Origin of the sequence: Paenibacillus sp. MABNR03, assembly GCF_050455445.1 — a bacterium.
Classification (GTDB): Bacteria; Bacillota; Bacilli; order Paenibacillales; family Paenibacillaceae; genus Paenibacillus; species Paenibacillus xylanilyticus.
In genome coordinates this window covers 267,886-287,729 of record NZ_JBCIYR010000002.1, presented here as the reverse complement: position 1 = coordinate 287,729, position 19,844 = coordinate 267,886, and the positions used below count along the sequence as shown (strand labels likewise).

Here is a 19,844-nt window from a genome sequence, read left to right as displayed (position 1 = left end):
TTTATCAGATATTGTATGTTATATTTAGGATAATAGTACCAATTGGAAGGTGTACAGAGAGTACAAAAGAGTCACTTATTAGGTCCTATAGCATCTCTTTTTCTTTTATAAAGTTTGATAGGTTTTCTAAACAAAATCGATGGATGTGATGCCTGCCCGGCTCGATATGCTCTAGACCTTTAAATTATGGTGCCCCAGGCTTAACCTCACATCATATATACAACACGATCGAGTACAGAAATAATACATATTTAATTCAATTAACGCATTTTAGAGTGATTCTTAATGTTTTTCTGTTTTGCATAGAGGAACAATAATAGTAATTATAAAAGATAATCCTATAAACCCAGATTGAGTTGAGCCAAGGAGATAAATCATGCAGCTTGGTAAGTATAGAAGAATAAAAAAAGAATCTATTTCTATTTCCAATATTCTTTATATAATCATTTTTTTAAGTGTAGCAATTGCAATAATTGTAAATGCTCTGCTTATACTTCCTCTACCGGGGATAAGGACAGTACAAAATAATGATTGGATTGGTTTTTATGGAAACTTGGCTGGTGCATTTATCGGAGCGGCAGTCACTGTATTTATTTTCAGAGAAACACTGCAATCTGGTAAAAAAAGTGAATCTGAGGCCCGCAGGTATCAAGTCATACCTTTTCTAAATGCAGAAATGGAAATCATCCCCTTTACATCAGTTCCACTATCAAATATTACGTGGATGTTTTTTGATAGCCATAATCAAAACCCTCATTTTGCTATTAAGCTCAACATTTTTAACATTGGACAAGGTTTAGCTGCTGATTTCAACATAAGAATCGACGGATATAGTTGGACACAACAGAGCCAGGCCGTTACATTTATTCAGCAGACAGGAATGCTTACAAAGCATATTTCTTTACCTATCCCCATTCAAGATAATTGTGAATTAACTATTCGTTTTAAATTTATTGATATAATTGAAAATGAATACGAACAAATTTATAAGATTAATATACTAAATCCATCTGATACTCCACAAATTATTTATAGTCATCGAGACAGACCCAAATTGGTAAACACCAAACAATAGTTATGTCTTAAAGAAATTCGATTACCTTGAAATTTTTCATGATGTGCATGACAAGCAAAACAGAAAAAATAGTGATCTTAGTTGGTTGTAAGAGAAGAACAAAAGAAACACGTTAAATTATTATAGTTAAAAAGAACCAGTTCGTAAGGAGTGCTAATATTCATGTATGAACGCCCAATAATCAAAGAAATGTTTGCCACAGAACTGAGACTATCAAAGACAAACCCTAGATTCCCCAAACCTGTTGATAGTGAAGAGGAGGCCATTTTAACATTTTTTAGTTTGAAAAGAGTTGGTCCTAAGAAAATTGAAGCTCTCATTCAAGATATTATAGAAACTGAAGGTGTCCTGCAAGATTTTGTAGTACTGCACACTAACAATGAATACATTGTTTATGATGGAAACAGAAGATTGACAGCTTTAAAACTGCTTATTAATGATACAGCCAAAATTATAAAAACAAAGTATCCAAGCACATATCGTTTCATAGAGAAAGTAAAACATAGTATAGATGTTAACAGTTTAGTTCTTTATGCTAAAGTGTATACAAACCCAGAAGCGATGGCAAACCATGTAATAAAACTTCACTCCGGAGAACAAGCGGGGGCAGGTCAGATTACTTGGGATTCCAATGAAAAAAACACTTTTACTGCTCAATTCATCGGACAACAATACAATATAGGAAATATGATTTACAGAAAACTAGAATCCGATATAAAAAATAAAAAGCTCTTTGATAACATAAATAATAAAGGCTATGCTACCACTTTCGAACGTATATTTGGCTATTTGGATATTAGAACTAGAATATTCAATCTTGAACGTGGTATCAAAGTGGACTTAGATAACAAAAAACATTTTGATAAGGTTTGCGAGATGATTGAATATTTTATATCAAATGAAGCAACGGTCGGCGATGTCTATACTGCTGATTTAGCCAGCAATTTTTTCAAGAACATTTCACCCATTGTTTCTGAGTCAGATGCTAATGATGAGAGTGGTTCAGATGCTCGTTCTGGTGCTGGGGTTGGCTCTGGTGCTGGGGTTGGCTCTGGTGCTGGCTCTGGCTCTGGGGCTGGGACTGGCTCTGATGCAAGCAGAGCTGGAAATGAATCAGAAAACTATGCTCTCATATTAAACTTAAAATCTACAAAAAAATCCCTTAAGTTGTATAATGATTTTGACTTAAATGAATTAATTGATGTTGCGACTGATTCTAACGGAGAAAACTTATTAAACCAAGTAGTGTTTAATTCGAATGGAAATTTGATAAAAGAGAAACATATTTTCTCCGGAGATGCACAAGTTGGGGTTTACGCCATACAGGTGAAGTTAGAAAATAACGGTCACTCCGTTTCAAAGAGCGTTGAAATTAATGTTTCTCTATCTAATAAAGGCATCAAAATAAATCAACCTAAAAATGAGTTTTTTAAATCTCTTACTGCATTTACTGATGACGAAGTAAATATTAATATAAATAGTAATGTTAATATGTTAATTGATGAGATCCAATCGTTGGAGAATGCTCAGGACTACAGATACATGATAGCTTCATCAGTCAGGCAGCTGTTAGAATTATCAATAGACAAAGTAATAAAAGAAAAAAACCTTACAAACCATGGCAATCCTAAGCAGAATTTAATTTTCTTAGTCGAACATTTATCTGAGAGGACGTTACTGACTCAAGTATGTAATGGTGATAACAAGCTAAGATACCAGGCTGTTAAGAATTTATTAGGTTCAATAGAATCTGACAAATTATACGATTACTTAAATCTTATAACTCATAGTAGTTATGCTGCCATGTACGACGAATTAGTGGAAAGAGTTAATTTAAGAATTACACCAATCTTAGTATTGTTCCATAACTACTTACTCTTACCTTGAGTTTTTGCTGGCCAAGTAGGAATGATATCTGCTATTATTACACTGAGGTGATCACAACTATGGCCATTTTATCTCCCTTAAGATATCCTGGTGGTAAAGATAAAACTTATAATTATATTAGACATCTTGTTAATATAAATAATATATCAACATATATAGAGCCATTTGCGGGAGGGGCTGCTGTTGCTCTTCGCTTACTTGTAAATAAGGATGTAAAAAAAATTATTATTAATGATTATGATCGTGGAATTTATGCTTTGTGGAATACTATTGTTACTGAACCAGAAAGGTTAATTCATCTTATTCAGGTTACACCAATTGATATGAATCAATGGTATATACAACGAGAAATTCAAAAACAAAAGGGTAGTATTGATGAAATATCACTAGCTTTTTCAACACTTTTCTTAAATCGAACAAACAGATCAGGAATTATTAAAGCAGGTGTTATCGGTGGTAAAAACCAAGATAAGATTGATAAGTTGGATTGTCGATTTAACAAAGAATCTATTATAGAAAAAATTAAGTTAATTGCTTCTTACTCCGATCAAATAAAAGTCTGTAATTATGATGCAAAGGATTTTATTGAAGAAGAGATTAAGAAAACGCGATACTCGCTTACTTTTTTTGATCCGCCTTATTATGATAGAGGACCTGACTTATACACTAATTTTTATTCACATGAAGATCATGTTGAATTGGCAAAGATCATAAAAACAAAGATGAAAAACAGATACTGGATCCTTACTTATGATATTGCTAATGAAATTGAAAAACTTTATTATAAACAACTTTACACAAAATATTACTTAAATTATTCAATTGCAACCCCTACTAAAGGTCAAGAGTTTATGTTCTTCTCAAATAAAACTGAAACAGGAGAGATTCAAAACTTTTTGCAGATAGTGTAGATGATGAGATTTATTAGTTAAAAAAAAAATTTATGTTATCAAGGTATTTAAAATATACAAACTACTACCAAGGAAGAATAAATGGTCGAGGAGGAAAAGAAACTTTCTCCCATTGAAAGTCGCTGTTGTGGTATTATCCCCTTTTAGTAGACAAGAGAAAAAAGACATCTGTTAAGATGGACTTAATCTTGCCAAACGAAGGGGATTTTTTATGGCTAAAAAAGGACAAACTTTCCGGCGGTACTCCTTGGAATTGAAATTGGAGGCGGCCCGGCTGGTCAACGAGGAACACATGAGTATACGTGAAGTGGCGAAACGTTTGGATATTCAAAATAAATCTCAGGTACAAGTATGGGCTGCAAAAACGAAACAGGGAATGAGTCTAGAACCTGCTACATCCAAACGGGGACGCCTTAGAACCAAGTTTTCCAGTATGGAAGAAGAGATGGCATACTTGCGAGCGGAGATTGAATACTTAAAAAAGCAGTATCCAAATCTACACAAGGAGTGACGAGTAAAGCTGCCAGATTTCAAATCATAGAGGACCTGCGAGCACGCCATGGTCTGGCTTGGCTCTTGAAGTTAGCTGCGGTTTCCCGTTCGGGCTATTATAAGTGGAGAAAAAGTAGACAGGCGACAAGCGAACGTAGACAAAAAGAACATGAATTGGAATCACACCTGCTTGCCATCCATCGCGTGCATCCCTACTTTGGTTATCTTCGAATGACGGTAGCTTTACGGAGGGAAGGCCTTAGAGTCAACCACAAAAAGGTGTACCGATTAATGAAACAATTAGGCATCTGTTCTGTCATTCGAAAGAAACGTCGATTCTTTGGAAAACAAGCTTCTGTGGTGAATCCAAATCGGCTTGAGCGCAAGTTTCGGGCGGATACGCCACGAACGAAGCTGGTTACCGACATTACCTATATTCGTGCTGGAGAACATTTTGTGTATCTCTCTGTTATTCAGGATTTATACAATAACGAAATTGTAGCGTGGCATCTTTCTGAACGAAATGACCTTGCTTTAGTTCATGAAACGCTGGATAGACTCCGTCAGCACGTGGATCTAAGTGGCGTAATCCTGCACTCGGATCAAGGATTTCAATATACCTCGAAGCCGTTTAACCGTAAACTGAAACAGCTCGGCATGCTAGGCAGTCACTCCAGGCGTGGAAATTGCCTAGACAATGCCTGTATCGAGTCTTTTTTCTCTCACTTAAAGACCGAGAAAATATACTTGAATAAGGCGGCAAATAAAGCAGAGGTTGAACAACAAGTGAGAGAATACATATTGTTTTACAACCAAAACCGATTTCAGAAAAAACTAAACGACCGTTCCCCGGTAGAATACCGGGAAACGGCCGCAGCTTAAATCTTGTCTTTTTTTGTACTGTCTACTTGACAGGGTTATGACCATTGCAGCGACTTTTTTTATTTATTGTTCTAACTCTACATGCCAACATTACAAAAAGGAGAGATCCGATCCGGATGAAATAGAATTATGGGGAAACAACCTCTTAAGAATGTAACAGATTATGTAGGCACCATGGATATTGAGAGAATTATCTCTTTAGAACTGTGACTGACATTAAAATACACACAAAAGCGTCATTAATACATATGTCTAATCTGTTAATGTTTTGACGATCGAAAATTATACAATAGCGGCTCATCCTTCTTAACTATTTTTGAAGAAATGCCAAAACGACCTTTATAATCGAGATGGTCCCTCCAATGAAACAAAATCATCCTAACTAATTGATTCCCGACAAAACAAAAGAGTAACATAGCATATTCTCTTGTTTAGTCATTGTTATGACTTGTATATAAACCAACAGACATTCCTTGGTCTAAAAGTGTATTTTGAGTGGCTGAATGGTTAGGTACTGCTTTTATTAACATTAAACTGAAAAATACGTAGACCTCAATTCAAATATATCAATTTGTCGTAAAGGATTACAAAAGTACTTTTTTTTATGGTTATGGTCTCTCTGTTCCTTATCTAACACAACTGCAGAGATAGTAGTTGTCGTATTTGATCCATGTTTCTACGCTTATTCTTTATCCTTGTAATAGAGAAAAAACCTTTCGACCAAGGCTTCTTCTCATGTAAGATCTGTAAACAGACTTGGACCTCTGACCACAACCCTATCAAGAAAGGGATGAGTACATTCGTTCCCTTTGTAATTAATTTCATTAGGTTTTTGTACACATAAATGATCTCTAGTACTTAAAATAGTAGTTGACCACTAGTTTTTTATTGAGGGATTTTTATTGCTTTACGTACAATTTTGGATGGAAAAAACTTTTTATGAATAGCTTTACATTTAGTTAAATTTTTAAATAGACTTGCCAATAACGAATCTGAATATTCTCCTTCAACTATGTCCATGAGTTTAGATATGGTAGAATCAGTTGCTATTTTAATATTTTCTATATCTTCATCAGTCAAGATCATATTGCTTGACTTAATAATTTCTTCCACTTCACGATAGACAAGATGAATTACAAAACGGTTCCCGTGATATGCATAAAGTTTCTCTCGTCCAGTCCATGCTAATTGTTTTTGTGATAGGTCATTTTCAACTACACGTAATACTTGTACTAACTTCCATAATTGAATAGCGTCAACAGAGGGGTTGAATAAAATCTTATAAGGAGCTTTGGTAATATCATCCCAAAGTTTACCGATTTCTCTTTTGGCTTGTACAGTCAAATCGATGTCTTCTTGATAACACGCACGTGCAACAGTAGCTTCCAATATATCAAAGGAGTTTACATTACCATTTCCTGTTTCACCAGATTTATATACATACGATACTTGATGCAGGTTAAGCTGATCTTTAATTCTATCTTGTTCGGGATCTAATGCTAAAAAATCCCTTTTTTCTATTCTGTTTTGCGTGTTAGTGTTTCTAGTGACATTCTTTGCAAAATGTTCTGGACTATCTTTTACAGAAATAAATCGTATCGGTACTCTTGCAAGTTCCACTTTTTCTGCGGCAGTTCGAGCGGCGCTAGCAATTGAACCAACTGTTTGAGCCCCATTAACAATAACCATATCTACGACCTCAAAAATGCCTGCGTCTCTTGTATTGCCACCAATTGGCTTTTTCTTTATGGTTGAACATAGGGCGGTTATCCCGTTGTTATAATACCAAAAGTTCTGAGGCTCATCTTTTAGTGTTTTAATAATGCTGTTGTTTACATCTGTATCTCCGAGAAACATCCTAATATTTGGTGCAAATAATTGAGGATAGTGTTCCTCCCACCAAACGGCAACATCACTTGCTGCAACCTGACCATAATAGGCCTTGTAAGGTTCTTCAACATTTCCCCAGTTACTCAGTGCTATGTCAAGATTTATTGGTTGACCTTGAGCACCCTTTGCAATCATATTATAGATACTAGATTGCTTTAATGATTTAAAACTTGCAAACTCCGATGCATCATTTAATTCTTCTAAAAATGAGTTGCTATCCTCAATAATATCTTCACTAATACTTTCTTGACCAGTATAGACCAAGAGTATCATAAACTTAGTTCCCGCATCAGTTAAGGCAGCTTCTATTTCGGGCTGTCTGTTTTGTATTTTCTCATTGAAGCGATGGAATCTAGGAAAAGTTAAGTCTTTTATTCCTTGTTGAAACTTTTGAAAATCACCACGCACAACACTTCCAGTCCCATCTTTTTTCCACTTAGTTTGGATCAAATACAAAATCTTTTCTTTAGAGTTGAAATAAATTGCATCAATACCATTATCTTTGTACCCATCAGTAACGGCGTTTGCTGCTTCTTCTGGCGTAGTTTCGCTCAGAGCCATAATTGTATATGCAGCAAGTGCACGAGTCAAAAATGCATCTTCTCTTTCTTCTGCAGATTTTGTTTTGTAGTCCTCAAGATCAATAAGCCCATCAAATGTTTCTAACAAGTACTTCCTAATTACACCAACATGAAACATGCTCATAGTACATAGATCCCCCCGCGCAATAATATTGATTTTATTTTGCAACTAAGCTGAATATTTACTATTGAAAACATTCGATATCTTCTTGTGTTTAAGGAATGATTTCAACGCTTATCCCCCCTCTTTAAAGCGTCAGGCAAACTGGGTAAAGACGTCATGAACGGACGGGTCCTACTGGCTCCCTCCTATCTTATATAGATCCGCACCCAAATTCAATATAAGTGTTTATCTCTTCAATTGGAGAAACTCATGTTCAGACAACCCATTCACCTTAGCAAGGTGAGATTTCCATATTCAGAGATAACATATATTTAGTCACTTCTGAAAACCAGTATTTCGAGCTCTTTAAGCATCGAGGCTTCATCACGCAGACACTTTTGACGTGTCTCATACGGATATAGCCACTTAATGATGATATTACCTGACTTTTCTTCAAAAAAACCCAAATAAAACTAAGAAGAGACAACACCCGCGCCAACTCCGCCTAACTTAGTTAAAAAATTGTCAATCCAACATTCTATCCCACATGACCTTGCCTCCATACATATTCTAATACTGCTAGTTTTCAAACAATACATTTATTCGCCACCGCCACCATCTTCGCAGGCATCTCTTCCCGCAATCGCCACACAAAGCTCATCGGCTTATTCCCCTCATGACTCACATAATCCGCCTCGCCCAGAAACACAAACGGAGATGTATAGTTATGCTCCTCCTTATACTCCCGCACGAACAACGCAATCCGGTTGCCCGTCTCCCGATGATGAATATACCGTTGCGCCGTAGCCGTATGCTCCGACACCCGGCTCTGTGTCTGCCAATGAAATAAACGTTCATTAATCGCATAATCCTCATACAATGTGGATGGTGAGAAATCCTTATCCGATTTGTTCAACGTAATGAAGAAGATATCGGTCTGTTCATCTGCAAAATACTTCACGCCTTCACGGAAGGCAGGTGATTGCTCGGCATTCCAGTAACCAAAGGCGGCGAGCACTTGGTCAATGGAGTACATACAGTGGATATCCAGTGGACAAGTGTACGGGAATGAATTGCTTTTATCCACAAATCGCAGATGAGCCAAGTTATATTTGAAGATATCCACAAGCTCTGCCCGGAATGCCTCACAATACAGTACACGCTGCACACCGTCTTCGATACTGTTCAGTCCCAGCTTCTCAGGTGCAGCCCGATGGAAGGTGTAATAGAACATGATCAACATGCGACGTTCATCAGCGGTCGTGGGTTCTTTCCCTTTTTCAATATAGTCGATCAGGAACGTTAGCCAGCTTCGGGAGTTGATCGTCAGCACAGATGGAATTCTGCGGATATATTCCTCTTGCTCATTCTCGATAGGCTCTGTCAATCCAGCTTCGGCCAACATACCGCGGAAATACCTTTTTCCCGAACGCCCGCCATAGAATTCAACCAGTGTCATTCCGTGATGTTCCACAAAATGAGCCAGCGTCAGCGGTAATCCCGTGTCTTGCTGGAATGTTTGCAGCTTCTGGATCAACGCTCTGCGATTACGGCTCATCTGCTTCAGATTACGCATGACGTAATCCTTTGCCTGTTTCTCCAACTGAATGAATGTGCCGCGAGGCAGATTCGAGAAGCCGTTCTCGACGTAGTGCGAGATGGAGTGTTTGGTTGTGCCGATCAAGGCCCTGAATTTGTCCTGGAAGCTGTACTCCTGATGGGCTTGTCCAATGAAGTCGAGAACGGTTAGACACTCTTTGCCCTCCGCAATCCGTAGTCCACGACCCAACTGTTGCAGGAATACGGTCAGACTCTCGGTAGGACGCAGGAACAGGATGGTGTTCACTTCCGGAATATCCACGCCCTCATTGTACAGGTCCACGACAAAAATCATGTGCAGTTCCCCTCTCACCAGCTGCCCTTTCACGGAATGACGCTCCTGCTCGCTCGACCCGCCATGCAGGGCCATGGATGGAATGCCCGCTTCGTTGAAGATTTTTGCCATATACAGCGCATGATCCACCCCTACGCAGAACCCAAGTCCCTTTACCTCCTCAAGGTCAGTCACATATTTGTTCAGGCTATAGATGATCTGAGTGGCACGGATTTTGTTGTGAGTGTACAGCTTCTCCAGTTCATTAAGGTCATATCCTTTGCGCGACCACTTTACTTGGGATAGATCCACGGTATCGGTTACGCCAAAGTATTGAAATGGGCTCAGCAGCCTCCGATCAATCGCATCGGTCAGACGAATCTCGGCGGCAATCGTATGATCGAAGTAGGCGGTAACATCTTTGCCATCCATCCGTTCAGGAGTCGCTGTTAGTCCTAATAAAATCTGCGGTTCATAATGTGACAATAACTTTTGATACGAGGGTGCTGCCGCATGGTGAAATTCATCAACAATGATGTAATCGTAATAATCCCGACTTGTGATCTCTGTCAGCTTCATGGAGTTAAGGCTCTGAATGCTAATAAATAGATGGTCTAGCGCCTCGGCCCGATGGTTCCCCACATGCAGCTCGCCAAAGTTCATATCCTTCAGGATGTACCGGAACGTATCACGGCTCTGTTTCAGAATTTCTTCTCGATGTGCGACAAATAGAATTTTTGCTCCCGTGTGACTTGCCAGGAATCGCTTGTAGTCGAAGGCTGAGATAACCGTTTTGCCAACGCCTGTGGCAGCAACGATCAGGTTACGGTTTCGTCCATACAGCGTACGCTCGGCGTGCAGCTGTTCCAGCACTTCCTTTTGATAATCGAAGGGCTGGATGTCGAGATGAAACTGGTTGGATTGATCTTTTTTACGATTCAGAGCCGCCTTTAACTGTGCCTCATGTTCCTCATCCTCAGCCACATATCGCGTGAATTCGCGGTCATTCCAGTAGCTCTCGAAGGTCGCTTCAATCTTGCGAAGCACGTCGAGTGAATCCTTCTCCGTCACCTTGAGGTTCCACTCCATACCACTGGTTAGCGCCGGGTTGGACAGGTTGGAAGAACCAACATAAGCTGTAGTGAATCCAGTATCGCGGTGGAAAATGTACGTTTTGGCGTGTAGTCGTGTCACTTTGGTATCATAGGAAATCTGGATCTCTGTGTTAGGCAGTTTGCTGAGTTCGGTAATGGCCTTGAGGTCGGTTGCTTCCATATAGGTAGTCGTGATAATCCGCAACTTCCCACCGCCCGCCGTGAATTGCTGAAGCTGTTCCAAAAGTAGACGAAGCCCGCTGAATTTAATAAATGACACAAGCCAGTCGATCCGGTCTGCTGTCACGATCTCTTTTTGCAACTCCAAAAGCATACTCGGCTCGGACTTCGCGCCTGTAAATAATGAGCTTTGAGCGATAGGTGTATCTGGGCGAATAATTTTCGAATCCCGTACAGCCCGAATACTGTTCAGCTTGGAATACACATGGGTCAGTACCTCTCCCTGCTCATCCAGCTGCAACTCGCTATACTCCTCTTCCCCAAGCGTACCTTTCAAAGTAGCAATAATTTCATTACATGTGCGGATCTGCGCAAGTACTGCTGCACTGTCTTCGGTTTGTTCTCTCACAATCTTCAGTGCTCGCCGGGTTACCGCAGCCAAATACGTGGACAGTAGTTTCCGAGCTTCCTCCGCATCCAACTTCTCGGTCCCAACGTCATACACATCCGGGTTCAGAGCAGAAATCTCCTGCCTGGTGATGGTGTTGATAAGCTGTTCATATATGCCCTGTTTCATGGAAATACCTCGTGTGGGTGTAGGATGGTTGTGGATTAGTCTGTATGTACAGGTTATAGCTATATATTGCTTCTTCTATATTATCGTCCAACATGTGGAAGATTTCATTAGTTGTTTGATTTCATAGGAAAAAGCACCTCTACTTGTGGTCTGGTAGAAGTGCCTGAATCTTAATTATTGTGTTTCACTTAAACGTTGTTTGGATTAATATAACACCAATTATTATTGTAGGATGCCTTTATCTTTTTCATATCTTCCAAATTGTAAAACCAATCTTCCTCAATCCATACTCTTGCATCGGGGAATTCGCTCAGAAAAGCAAAAAGGAATTTAAATAATAAATCCTCATTATCATCAAAGTCATCAGAAACTACTGCTTTAAAATATTCATTTTGCGTATTATCCCAGTCATAAGTAACGGTTTGAAATTCATATGGTTCATCATATACACTAAAGCTAAGCGTCCTTGCGTAATTTTCCTTGAATGGCGTGTCGCTTATATATAGTCGAGTATATTTTAATGAACCTTCGCTATTGTAAGTTTCTTCATCGTTATCAAATAAAAGTTTCTCTTTTATACATATATTATTAATAGTACTCAATAAATTACTTGCTGATATGCTTTCTCCACGTTTAAATAATACAAAAGATGACATTCCCATTATTTCAATACTCCTCCTAGCTCTTCGAGTGAATTCACAACAGTTACACCTTTACTATTGAATTCTTTAATCATTTTATCTGTTTGCTTATTTGCGGTATCAAAACTTTCATCAATATACAGCACGACCCTTCTTCCCTCATAGTTAAAAAATTGAGAGTTATTTGGATTAACGTACTTATCGATTTGATCCATTTTAACAGAAGATATTGACTTCTTAACCTCTATGATTTGATTGTGTGTCATAACATCAATATCTCCCGCAGGTTTGCCAGTGGATATATTATCTAACTTTAGTCCAAATCCTGTAACTTCAACTTTTCCCTGAACAAAATCTCCTACTTTACCTTCAATTGCTTTGCCGGAATTCCTACTATTCATCGCACTTTCAATTGCATTTGGAATATTTTTAGGGTTTTGATCAACCCAGCTAATTGTATTCCCTGAGGGATTAGTGAATTCAACCTCTATTCCCTTATTAGTTTTAGTCTTTACAGGTTCATTGATTTTAGGTGGACTTCCCTTTTCACCCGACTCCGACTTACCTCCACCCGATCCTCCCAGATCGCTATGCTTATTCTCAACAGCCCGAAACGCTTTGCCGAAGAAAGCATAGGCCAGTACCTGACCTGCCATCGAGCCGCTGTAATAGCCCAATCCATCCTGATTGACCTGTTTCTTCTGCTCTTCTACAAATTGCTCCACATCAGATCTGGCCGTACCGTTACCCCAATATGCATCCCAAGCAAACTTAATCCCTCTGCCAGCATCGACCACCTTACCTAAAGTCAAGGCATAGGCCAGACTGCCCACCGTACTTAACGGATTATCGGCGAAGGCCTCCACCGTCTGCCCTATTCCGGTTACCGTTTCTCCAACTGAACCATCCGCAAGCCCCTTAGCAAAGGTCTGTTTAAGTTCCTCAGGAATATACAAGGCGACCTCGCCTGAGCCATCAGTTGTCCTGAAATTATCTGCTACATAGTTAAAATACTCCTGAATTTTATTTAAAAGACTCAGTGTCGTAGGGAACACTTCTTTCACTTGCATAAAGTCCCAAAAGAATTTTTCCCCTGTAACACCCGACCAATCAGATTGCAACAGGTAGATTGATTTTTCCAGTTCCCAGACGATCCGCTCCAGTTCCTGCTTCTTCTGTTGAACAAGCCGTGCTTTCTCCTCTAATACATCGGGATGAACCTCAATTCGCTGCATTCCATCTTCACCGCCAACCTGACCATAGTATATATGCCTAAATTTTAACAAGTCAGAAAGAGGATTGGAATCAAACGAGGGATTCATTTTCTCATAGGTTAGAAGGCAGTCCAGCTACATCCTTTAGGAGATAACTTTTCGCATAAATGCACACATGTTTCATTACAGCTATTTTCTCTCGTTGTTTTAAACATCACCATAACAACTACTTTGTAAGAATGTCTCTCATACAAAACAATCAAATCTTAGCTTGAATTCTATCTGTCTTTACTCTGACTATTCTGGATAGAGCGTTTTCACTTCCTTAATCCAACTCAACGTGGAATGTAAAATATTATAGATTATTCTTATTTCCTATACTTTTAAAGTAGATCCATCTACAACTGATAGTGTCTAGAATAAAGATTCCTAACCTATAAACACAATTACCTCTTTACGTTGGAAAGCCCGCGGTAAAATATCTCGAAGTCCCGCTATCCTTTCGTATATTTTATTTTTTTGTTCTTCGTTTAAATTCGTTTCTGCCCATTCTTTTAGACATCAATAATCATGGGCACATCTTCCTCCTCTACATCAACACCAGTTGAAAAAAGATTTATCCATTTAAATTCTAATGATTGAATAGCAGGCTGCGTTAAAAGCTTGTTGTAATTCAGGTGTATCACCATCTAGTCTAACAACAAGTTCTTAATGCCCTTCCAATTTTTCATTTTGAATCATACCATCTTCAGGCCTCTTCACCAATTCAGCTAAGGAAGTTATACTTCTTACCTCTTAATCCTTTTCATAATACTTTACGATCTCTTCTGGTTCCTGTGTTTCCAGAGTAATCTCACCTTTTTCAAAAAGGATCATGTACGGATAAGTGCTCATATTAAATATCTGTTCATAATTGAATTGTTGATCGTCGCGAACATTATAGAAATTCACATTGGTGATTGGTCCTTCTTCCCTTAGCTTCTGATTACTAATATAATCCATGTTCGTCTGCAAATCAGTAATGAAAGAGCGCTCTGCGGGTTTATCCGTAAACACAATTAGTGAAGCATCATTAACTTGATACTGGGTCAGATATTCAATGGCTTTCTCTCTATTATCCGAACTACATCCTGCCATCAGTAGAACCAACAGACACAGTATCCCATACCTTTTCCACACCCAAAATCACTCCCAAAACTTATAAACTGGTTAATATATGTTACAGATCCAATAAGCTAAACTTTTTTCCAGAAGGGAGCATTCCCACTTGAACAAAAAAAGTATCATCATTGCTATAATCATCGGCCTTATTGTGTTCGTTCTCCCCATCATACTGTACTTTTCAGTTGAATTGTCTGAGGAATCCGCACCGTCTGAACTTAACACTCACTCTCAATATGAACCAAAACTGAAAAAGAGTTAATTCATGATCACCATGAGTTAACTCTCTCTTGTTGTCTATCCGAATGCTCTCTTCAAATGCTCGTAAAATCTCAATGGATCCGCATAATCCGGCAATCCTGCCACCTGACCGTCGCCGAGTTCGAGAATGATCCAGGATCCGCCCTCCTGCTTGGCGAAGTCCATCGTGAAGAAGCGGCTTTCAATCGTTCTAGCAATTTCCATAAATGAACCTAATCCTTCCATGAACGCCGCATCCTGTCCTTCGTCCCAATAGTTCGATATATAGACAGGTTTCCCATCCAAAATAAACACCCGCATCTCCCGGGACAATGGCATGCCGCTCTGGTCGTGGTAGGACAGAAACTCGAGCGGAACGAATTCCCTGAATACGAGCCCTTCATTCAAGTCTTCGCCCTGTAACGTTATAAAGTTATGTACGACCTGCCTCACATGCTCATCATCCACAGCACTTGGAATGAAGCAGGCTTCCTTCCACTCGTGTTTACGGGATTTCACATAATCCTTCACAATAATGGGCTGCTCTCCGAACTGGCTCACCGCTGTCTGAATGGCATCCGGGGAATCTTTTACCTCGGACATCGGCACCCAGACCGAACGCGGCGTGTGTCCCTTGATTTTTTCATATGACTCAGGCAAGTAGTAGCAATGTTTATATTGTTCAGGTGTGTTGATCAGATAGAGGTCTTTCAAGGCCAGCGCTTCATATAGTCGTGCATACTCTTGAGGTTTCAACATCCAGCCACGGTACAGTACATCTTCCGGCTCCGGAGCATTCCTGAGTCGCTTGGTCGCGAGATCCGGACGCTGGTTCACCATGAGATCCTCCAAGTTAATCAGCCCCACCTCGAAGCCAAGCTGCTTCGTACATTCATATTCCTCTTCATAACTCTCGTCCACCTTCTTCTCATCCAGCGGTGAACTGCCATATATAATGATCATGCCTACCTCCTTCTTGTTCGTCACTCAAATATTTGTGTGAAGAAGCTCTGGTTCGCCTTTTTTTCGAATAAAATATTGATGAAGCCCTAATCTCCGTCTCCACCACCAGAGTCACCGGCTGCTCCGGAACCTCCTCCATCCGTTCCATGACCATGCCCACCGGGATGGCCCCCAACATGATCACGCGAATGTTGCTTTCCGTTCGTATCGGAACTATCGCTGTCTACCGAGCTACTTCCATACGAACCGGATTCCAGACTTCCTGCAATGTAATTCAAACGTTCGTAAGGATACTCTGCCGCGAGTAGGGGACGGTAATCTTCACGACGATGCAGTGTCAACCGCAACATTGGTGTGTGCAAATGAGATGAGTCTGCTGGGACGGCTGTTCTCTCGCTCTTAAGCTGTACCAGCAGACTCAATTCAGGATCTGTATGATCCTCAAGCTTATTCCAATCTGTCTTGCGCGCACAGCGTGAACCAATCCGCAGAACCAATGCTGTCTGCAGAATGCGTTCCATCGTCTCGGCAGGCTCATGCAAACGATCTGCTGGAATGCCCTGTTTGTACCGTCTGCGCCAGCGATTCACAGATGCTGCCCATTCTCGGGCTGAAGGAGCAATCTCCCTTACTGGCAGTATGATGCGGACCAGTAATGTAAGTATGACGGCTAGAATCATCGCTGCTGATCCTCTTGAATCACTCGGCTCCGCCAGGGTAATCGCAACTAGTAGTCCTACTCCTGCCATATGAAACGGCCAACGGAAACGTATTCGTCTCACAGCAAACAACCATAGCAACAACGAAACGCCCAAACTAATGCCTTCTTCAATGCTTAATTCTTCTGTCATACACAACGAACCAGTTAGAATCCATAACAGCGGAAACACGATGCCAACGAGCAATCGAAGCAGGATCGGTGTACGAACCAGACCCTCCCAATCTCTATTCTTACGGATCTGAGCTGTCCACCGCTGTAGCCCCTGTCCGAGTGCCTTCTCCTTGCGGCGATAATGCTGCATCTCTTCCGTCTGCGAGCTTTGTTTCGAGCTTGGGCCCGCAAGTTCATCCAGACGAAATTTCCGGTTAGCGAAACCGTAGTCCTTCAGCAGCCATTGAATGAGTTCTTTCTCATCAGCAGTCACCTCCGCTGTAGGAAGTTCATGCCGATATTCCAGCGTTACGTCCGGTGCGTACTTGTCCTCCCGGTACCGACTCTTAGCCTGTACGATTCGCATGGACAACACACCTGAGCGGGTTAAGGCAAACAAGGAAGCCAGTGTATCCCTTAGCTTGATCTTCCCCTTACTCCGCAGATAGGCAAGAAACAACGGATCAGCTTGCTCCACTTCCTCGTCAGTATATGTACCTTTGCGCAGTCGATCTCGAATCCAGAACAGTAACTGCAGTACGAACACAGCAAGCAGCACCCACATCAATTGTTCGCCAGCACGATGAATCCAACCTTCCTGCAGCATGGTCGTTTGTTCTTGTACTTTGGCCTCATCATGAGCGAAAGCTGTATGTGCGAATGACAACAAAGATTGCTTCACAGGATGAACTCTCTCTCCTTCCTGGATACTCCTGATTGTGGCTACTCATATAAACCTATCCGGATCATGATTGAGTCGAGATTTAATGTAAACTAATGCCTGATAATTCGCTGAACGATTCAGCATTATTCCAGATATCCCCTTTTCCACTATACAAGAAAGTATAGCTAACCCGTATCTTTTTCTCATGATCAATTGATTCCAATATGCTGATAATCGCGGATCATCCATATGAAATTCTGAGCAATATTGATCTGGCACTGCATCTCGTTTGAATCCATCCTGCTACTTCCGGTCTGTGTCCATTTTCAATATAAAGGAATTTTATCATTTCTTTGTAACTACTTTACTCCTTTGAACGTTTACAAAGATAGAAATGTGGTTGACCCCAAATTCCACACGAAAAAGAGGCGAATCTCATGCGCTGGCTGAAGCCATCTGATCATAAAGCGGTACAAGAACAATCCCCCTTAAAGCTTGATTCCTGTGTAAAAAGTAACACAGATCGTAGATGGCGCCTCGCGGTCACTTCTACTTGTTTAACCACAATCCTTTTGACCGGGCTGGGCCACGGCTCCATATCATATGCAGCAACAAATCCGTTGCCATCCGGCAGTACATCTACCGTCCTTACCACACCAACAGCCACAGAAAACAAACTTCACTATACCGCTATGGAAGGTGCTTATTATTATACAATCGCACTGCGAAGTGACGGTTCCGTCTGGGCTTGGGGTCGCAATATGTTCGGAGAGCTTGGTGTCAGTGAAAAAATACGCTACCGCCATACGTCCAGTCCGATTCGTATTCCGGGGCTTGAGCATGTTACGAGCATTTCAGCCTCCGGCAGTGGCAATAATGCAGCCGTTCAGGCGGATGGAACCGTCTGGGAATGGGGTGCTGGTAAACTCCCCTACAAAGTCGAAGGCATCACCTCTGCGAAGGATGTGGTGGCTGGTTCTTTCAACATCGCCCTTCTCCAGAACGGTACGGTCATGTCATGGCAGCGCCCAGGGGCTCAAGTAATCGATTCTGAAGTAAGGCACCGTCCACAGGCAATAAGTGGATTGAAAGATATCATCCAGGTAGGATCAGCTGGCCAACAAGGATATGCCTTGAAGAAGGATGGCTCCGTATGGACATGGAACGAATCAAACCAACCTGGCAAATCCCCGTCCAAACCAACCAAGTTAAAGGGTCTGTCCAACATTTCCTCAATCACTAGGTCAGATACGTCCCTGCTTGCACTGGATCAGAACGGGAAAGTCTGGGGTCTGGACGAAAAAGGCAAACCACTTGCTTTCCACCACAACCTCAGTGTAAAGAAGCTGGACGGAAATTCGTACTATACACTCTTGTTAACCACTTCTGGAGACGTGTATAGCTACGGGCGTACGGTGACAGGTAAAGAAGGCAAAGTAAATCATTTGTCCGGTATCACTGATGTTTCGGCAGGGTATTATCATAGCCTTGCGCTTTCCGCTGATGGAACTGTCTGGGGTTGGGGAGGTGACAAGTATCAGGAGGCTGGGGCACCTGCAACGTCATCTGGAGGCATGGTTTACAAACCCGTTCAGGCCAAGCTCGGCACCGATGTGTATATTAACGATGAATTGTTCCAGTCCATGTATTCAGCTGTCCAGACCTCAAATACCGTCCAAGTTCCCGTCAAAGCCTTAGCTGCAGCAATTGATGCAACATTTGAAGTTCACATGGCGAACGGTTTAATTGAAGGTTATACGTTAAAATATGAGGATCATACCCTCACAATCCGTCCAAACGAGACGAAGGCAATCGTGAAATCTGCGACATCCTCTGCAGCTCAATCCATCTCATTACCAGAACCGATAAGCAATTATTCGGGTGCAACAACCGTACCCTTTGAAGTATTCGAGGGTCTGGGTTTGGATGTGAACTGGGATGTGAAAAAAAGGATGTTAACGATTAAAAGTGTTAAATAGCAACATGAAATTGAAATCTCACGAATTTCCAGGAGGATTACTTTAATGTGGTTTAAAAAAATGATAAGTGCAGGGATGGTCTTATCTGTCCTGCTGCTGCCTACAAATACTCTTGATGCAGAACGTTCCGTACCCGCTGAACCGCTACCTAAGATCGTCAACACTGCAGAAGCTCCCATGAAGTCAGATCCGAATGCTCTTCTCATTCTTCAGACTCATCATGAAGGCCGTGCAGCATACACCGGCAGCTTCACGATGGTTGCTGACAATGGAACACTTGCGGACATCATCATTGAAAATCATAGTAATCATCCCATGTATATGAACCTGTATGTCGACGACTACAGTGAGCCTATAGAGACCACGATCAGCAAAAACAGTGAAAAAACCGTGAATCTCCTTGCCTTACAGGACACTAGTGTCAAAGTATACATCTACAGCAGAATAGGGCATGAAATGGACCTCTCCATACGTGCAGAACAATTCCGCTAAACATTAATCTCTCGAATATTTTACATACCAAAATCCCCTCCACGCGTACGGTTTAGGTTCATTGGAACTTAAAT

At 40.9% G+C, this 19,844-nt stretch carries 13 protein-coding genes; 6 read left to right on the top strand and 7 right to left on the bottom strand.

What is annotated here, in order from left to right:
- The first annotated feature begins 376 nt into the window (after nt 1-376).
- The 4 genes from AAIH57_RS09920 to AAIH57_RS09905 all read left to right on the top strand — a co-directional run bounded on the left by AAIH57_RS09920 (nt 377) and on the right by AAIH57_RS09905 (nt 5,247).
- Nucleotides 377-1,075, top strand: coding sequence for a hypothetical protein (locus AAIH57_RS09920; RefSeq protein WP_430021512.1), 699 nt, complete (start codon nt 377-379; stop codon nt 1,073-1,075).
- A 162-nt stretch (nt 1,076-1,237) separates the two neighbouring features.
- Nucleotides 1,238-2,962, top strand: coding sequence for a ParB N-terminal domain-containing protein (locus tag AAIH57_RS09915; RefSeq protein WP_430021511.1), 1,725 nt, complete (start codon nt 1,238-1,240; stop codon nt 2,960-2,962).
- 59 nt (nt 2,963-3,021) lie between these two features.
- The gene (locus AAIH57_RS09910; protein ID WP_430021510.1) at nt 3,022-3,873 is read left to right on the top strand and encodes a DNA adenine methylase; all 852 of its coding nucleotides are present in this window, start codon (nt 3,022-3,024) and stop codon (nt 3,871-3,873) included.
- 211 nt (nt 3,874-4,084) lie between these two features.
- Nucleotides 4,085-5,247, top strand: a protein-coding gene (locus tag AAIH57_RS09905) for an IS3 family transposase (RefSeq protein ID WP_430021509.1) whose coding sequence is annotated in 2 segments (ribosomal slippage) — nt 4,085-4,349 and nt 4,349-5,247 — 1,164 coding nt in all. Because the reading frame shifts where the segments join, the coding sequence is not laid out codon by codon here.
- An 885-nt stretch (nt 5,248-6,132) separates the two neighbouring features.
- On the opposite strand, the gene AAIH57_RS09900 is transcribed toward AAIH57_RS09905, so the two are convergent.
- The 7 genes from AAIH57_RS09900 to AAIH57_RS09870 form a co-directional block, all read right to left on the bottom strand.
- A complete protein-coding gene (locus AAIH57_RS09900) occupies nt 6,133-7,842 on the bottom strand; it encodes an AIPR family protein (protein ID WP_430021508.1) in 1,710 nt (569 codons plus the stop codon).
- Between the two features lie 565 nt (nt 7,843-8,407).
- A complete protein-coding gene (locus AAIH57_RS09895; RefSeq protein WP_430021507.1) occupies nt 8,408-11,545 on the bottom strand; it encodes a DUF3427 domain-containing protein in 3,138 nt (1,045 codons plus the stop codon).
- A 188-nt stretch (nt 11,546-11,733) separates the two neighbouring features.
- On the bottom strand, nt 11,734-12,207 hold the full coding sequence (locus AAIH57_RS09890) for a hypothetical protein (RefSeq protein WP_430021506.1): 474 nt from the start codon (nt 12,205-12,207) through the stop codon (nt 11,734-11,736).
- Complete coding sequence (locus tag AAIH57_RS09885; protein ID WP_430021505.1) at nt 12,207-13,421, bottom strand: WXG100 family type VII secretion target; 1,215 nt, start codon at nt 13,419-13,421, stop codon at nt 12,207-12,209. Before AAIH57_RS09885 ends, AAIH57_RS09890 begins: the two co-directional genes overlap by 1 nt.
- Before the next feature lie 774 nt (nt 13,422-14,195).
- Nucleotides 14,196-14,579 carry a hypothetical protein gene (locus AAIH57_RS09880; protein WP_430021504.1) on the bottom strand — a complete coding sequence of 128 codons (384 nt, stop codon included), beginning with the start codon at nt 14,577-14,579 and terminating at the stop codon, nt 14,196-14,198.
- A gap of 279 nt (nt 14,580-14,858) precedes the next feature.
- Nucleotides 14,859-15,764, bottom strand: a complete 906-nt coding sequence (locus AAIH57_RS09875) for an ATP-grasp domain-containing protein (RefSeq protein ID WP_430021503.1) — start codon at nt 15,762-15,764, stop codon at nt 14,859-14,861.
- Nucleotides 15,765-15,850: 86 nt separating this feature from the next.
- The gene (locus AAIH57_RS09870) at nt 15,851-17,317 is read right to left on the bottom strand and encodes a hypothetical protein (protein ID WP_430021502.1); all 1,467 of its coding nucleotides are present in this window, start codon (nt 17,315-17,317) and stop codon (nt 15,851-15,853) included.
- Nucleotides 17,318-17,736: 419 nt separating this feature from the next.
- Here AAIH57_RS09870 and AAIH57_RS09865 point away from each other — a divergent pair, with 419 nt between their 5' ends.
- Together AAIH57_RS09865 and AAIH57_RS09860 are read left to right on the top strand one after the other, a co-directional pair.
- Nucleotides 17,737-19,278, top strand: a complete 1,542-nt coding sequence (locus AAIH57_RS09865) for a stalk domain-containing protein (protein WP_430021501.1) — start codon at nt 17,737-17,739, stop codon at nt 19,276-19,278.
- Between the two features lie 45 nt (nt 19,279-19,323).
- The gene (locus AAIH57_RS09860; RefSeq protein WP_430021500.1) at nt 19,324-19,770 is read left to right on the top strand and encodes a hypothetical protein; all 447 of its coding nucleotides are present in this window, start codon (nt 19,324-19,326) and stop codon (nt 19,768-19,770) included.
- Nucleotides 19,771-19,844: the final 74 nt, after the last annotated feature.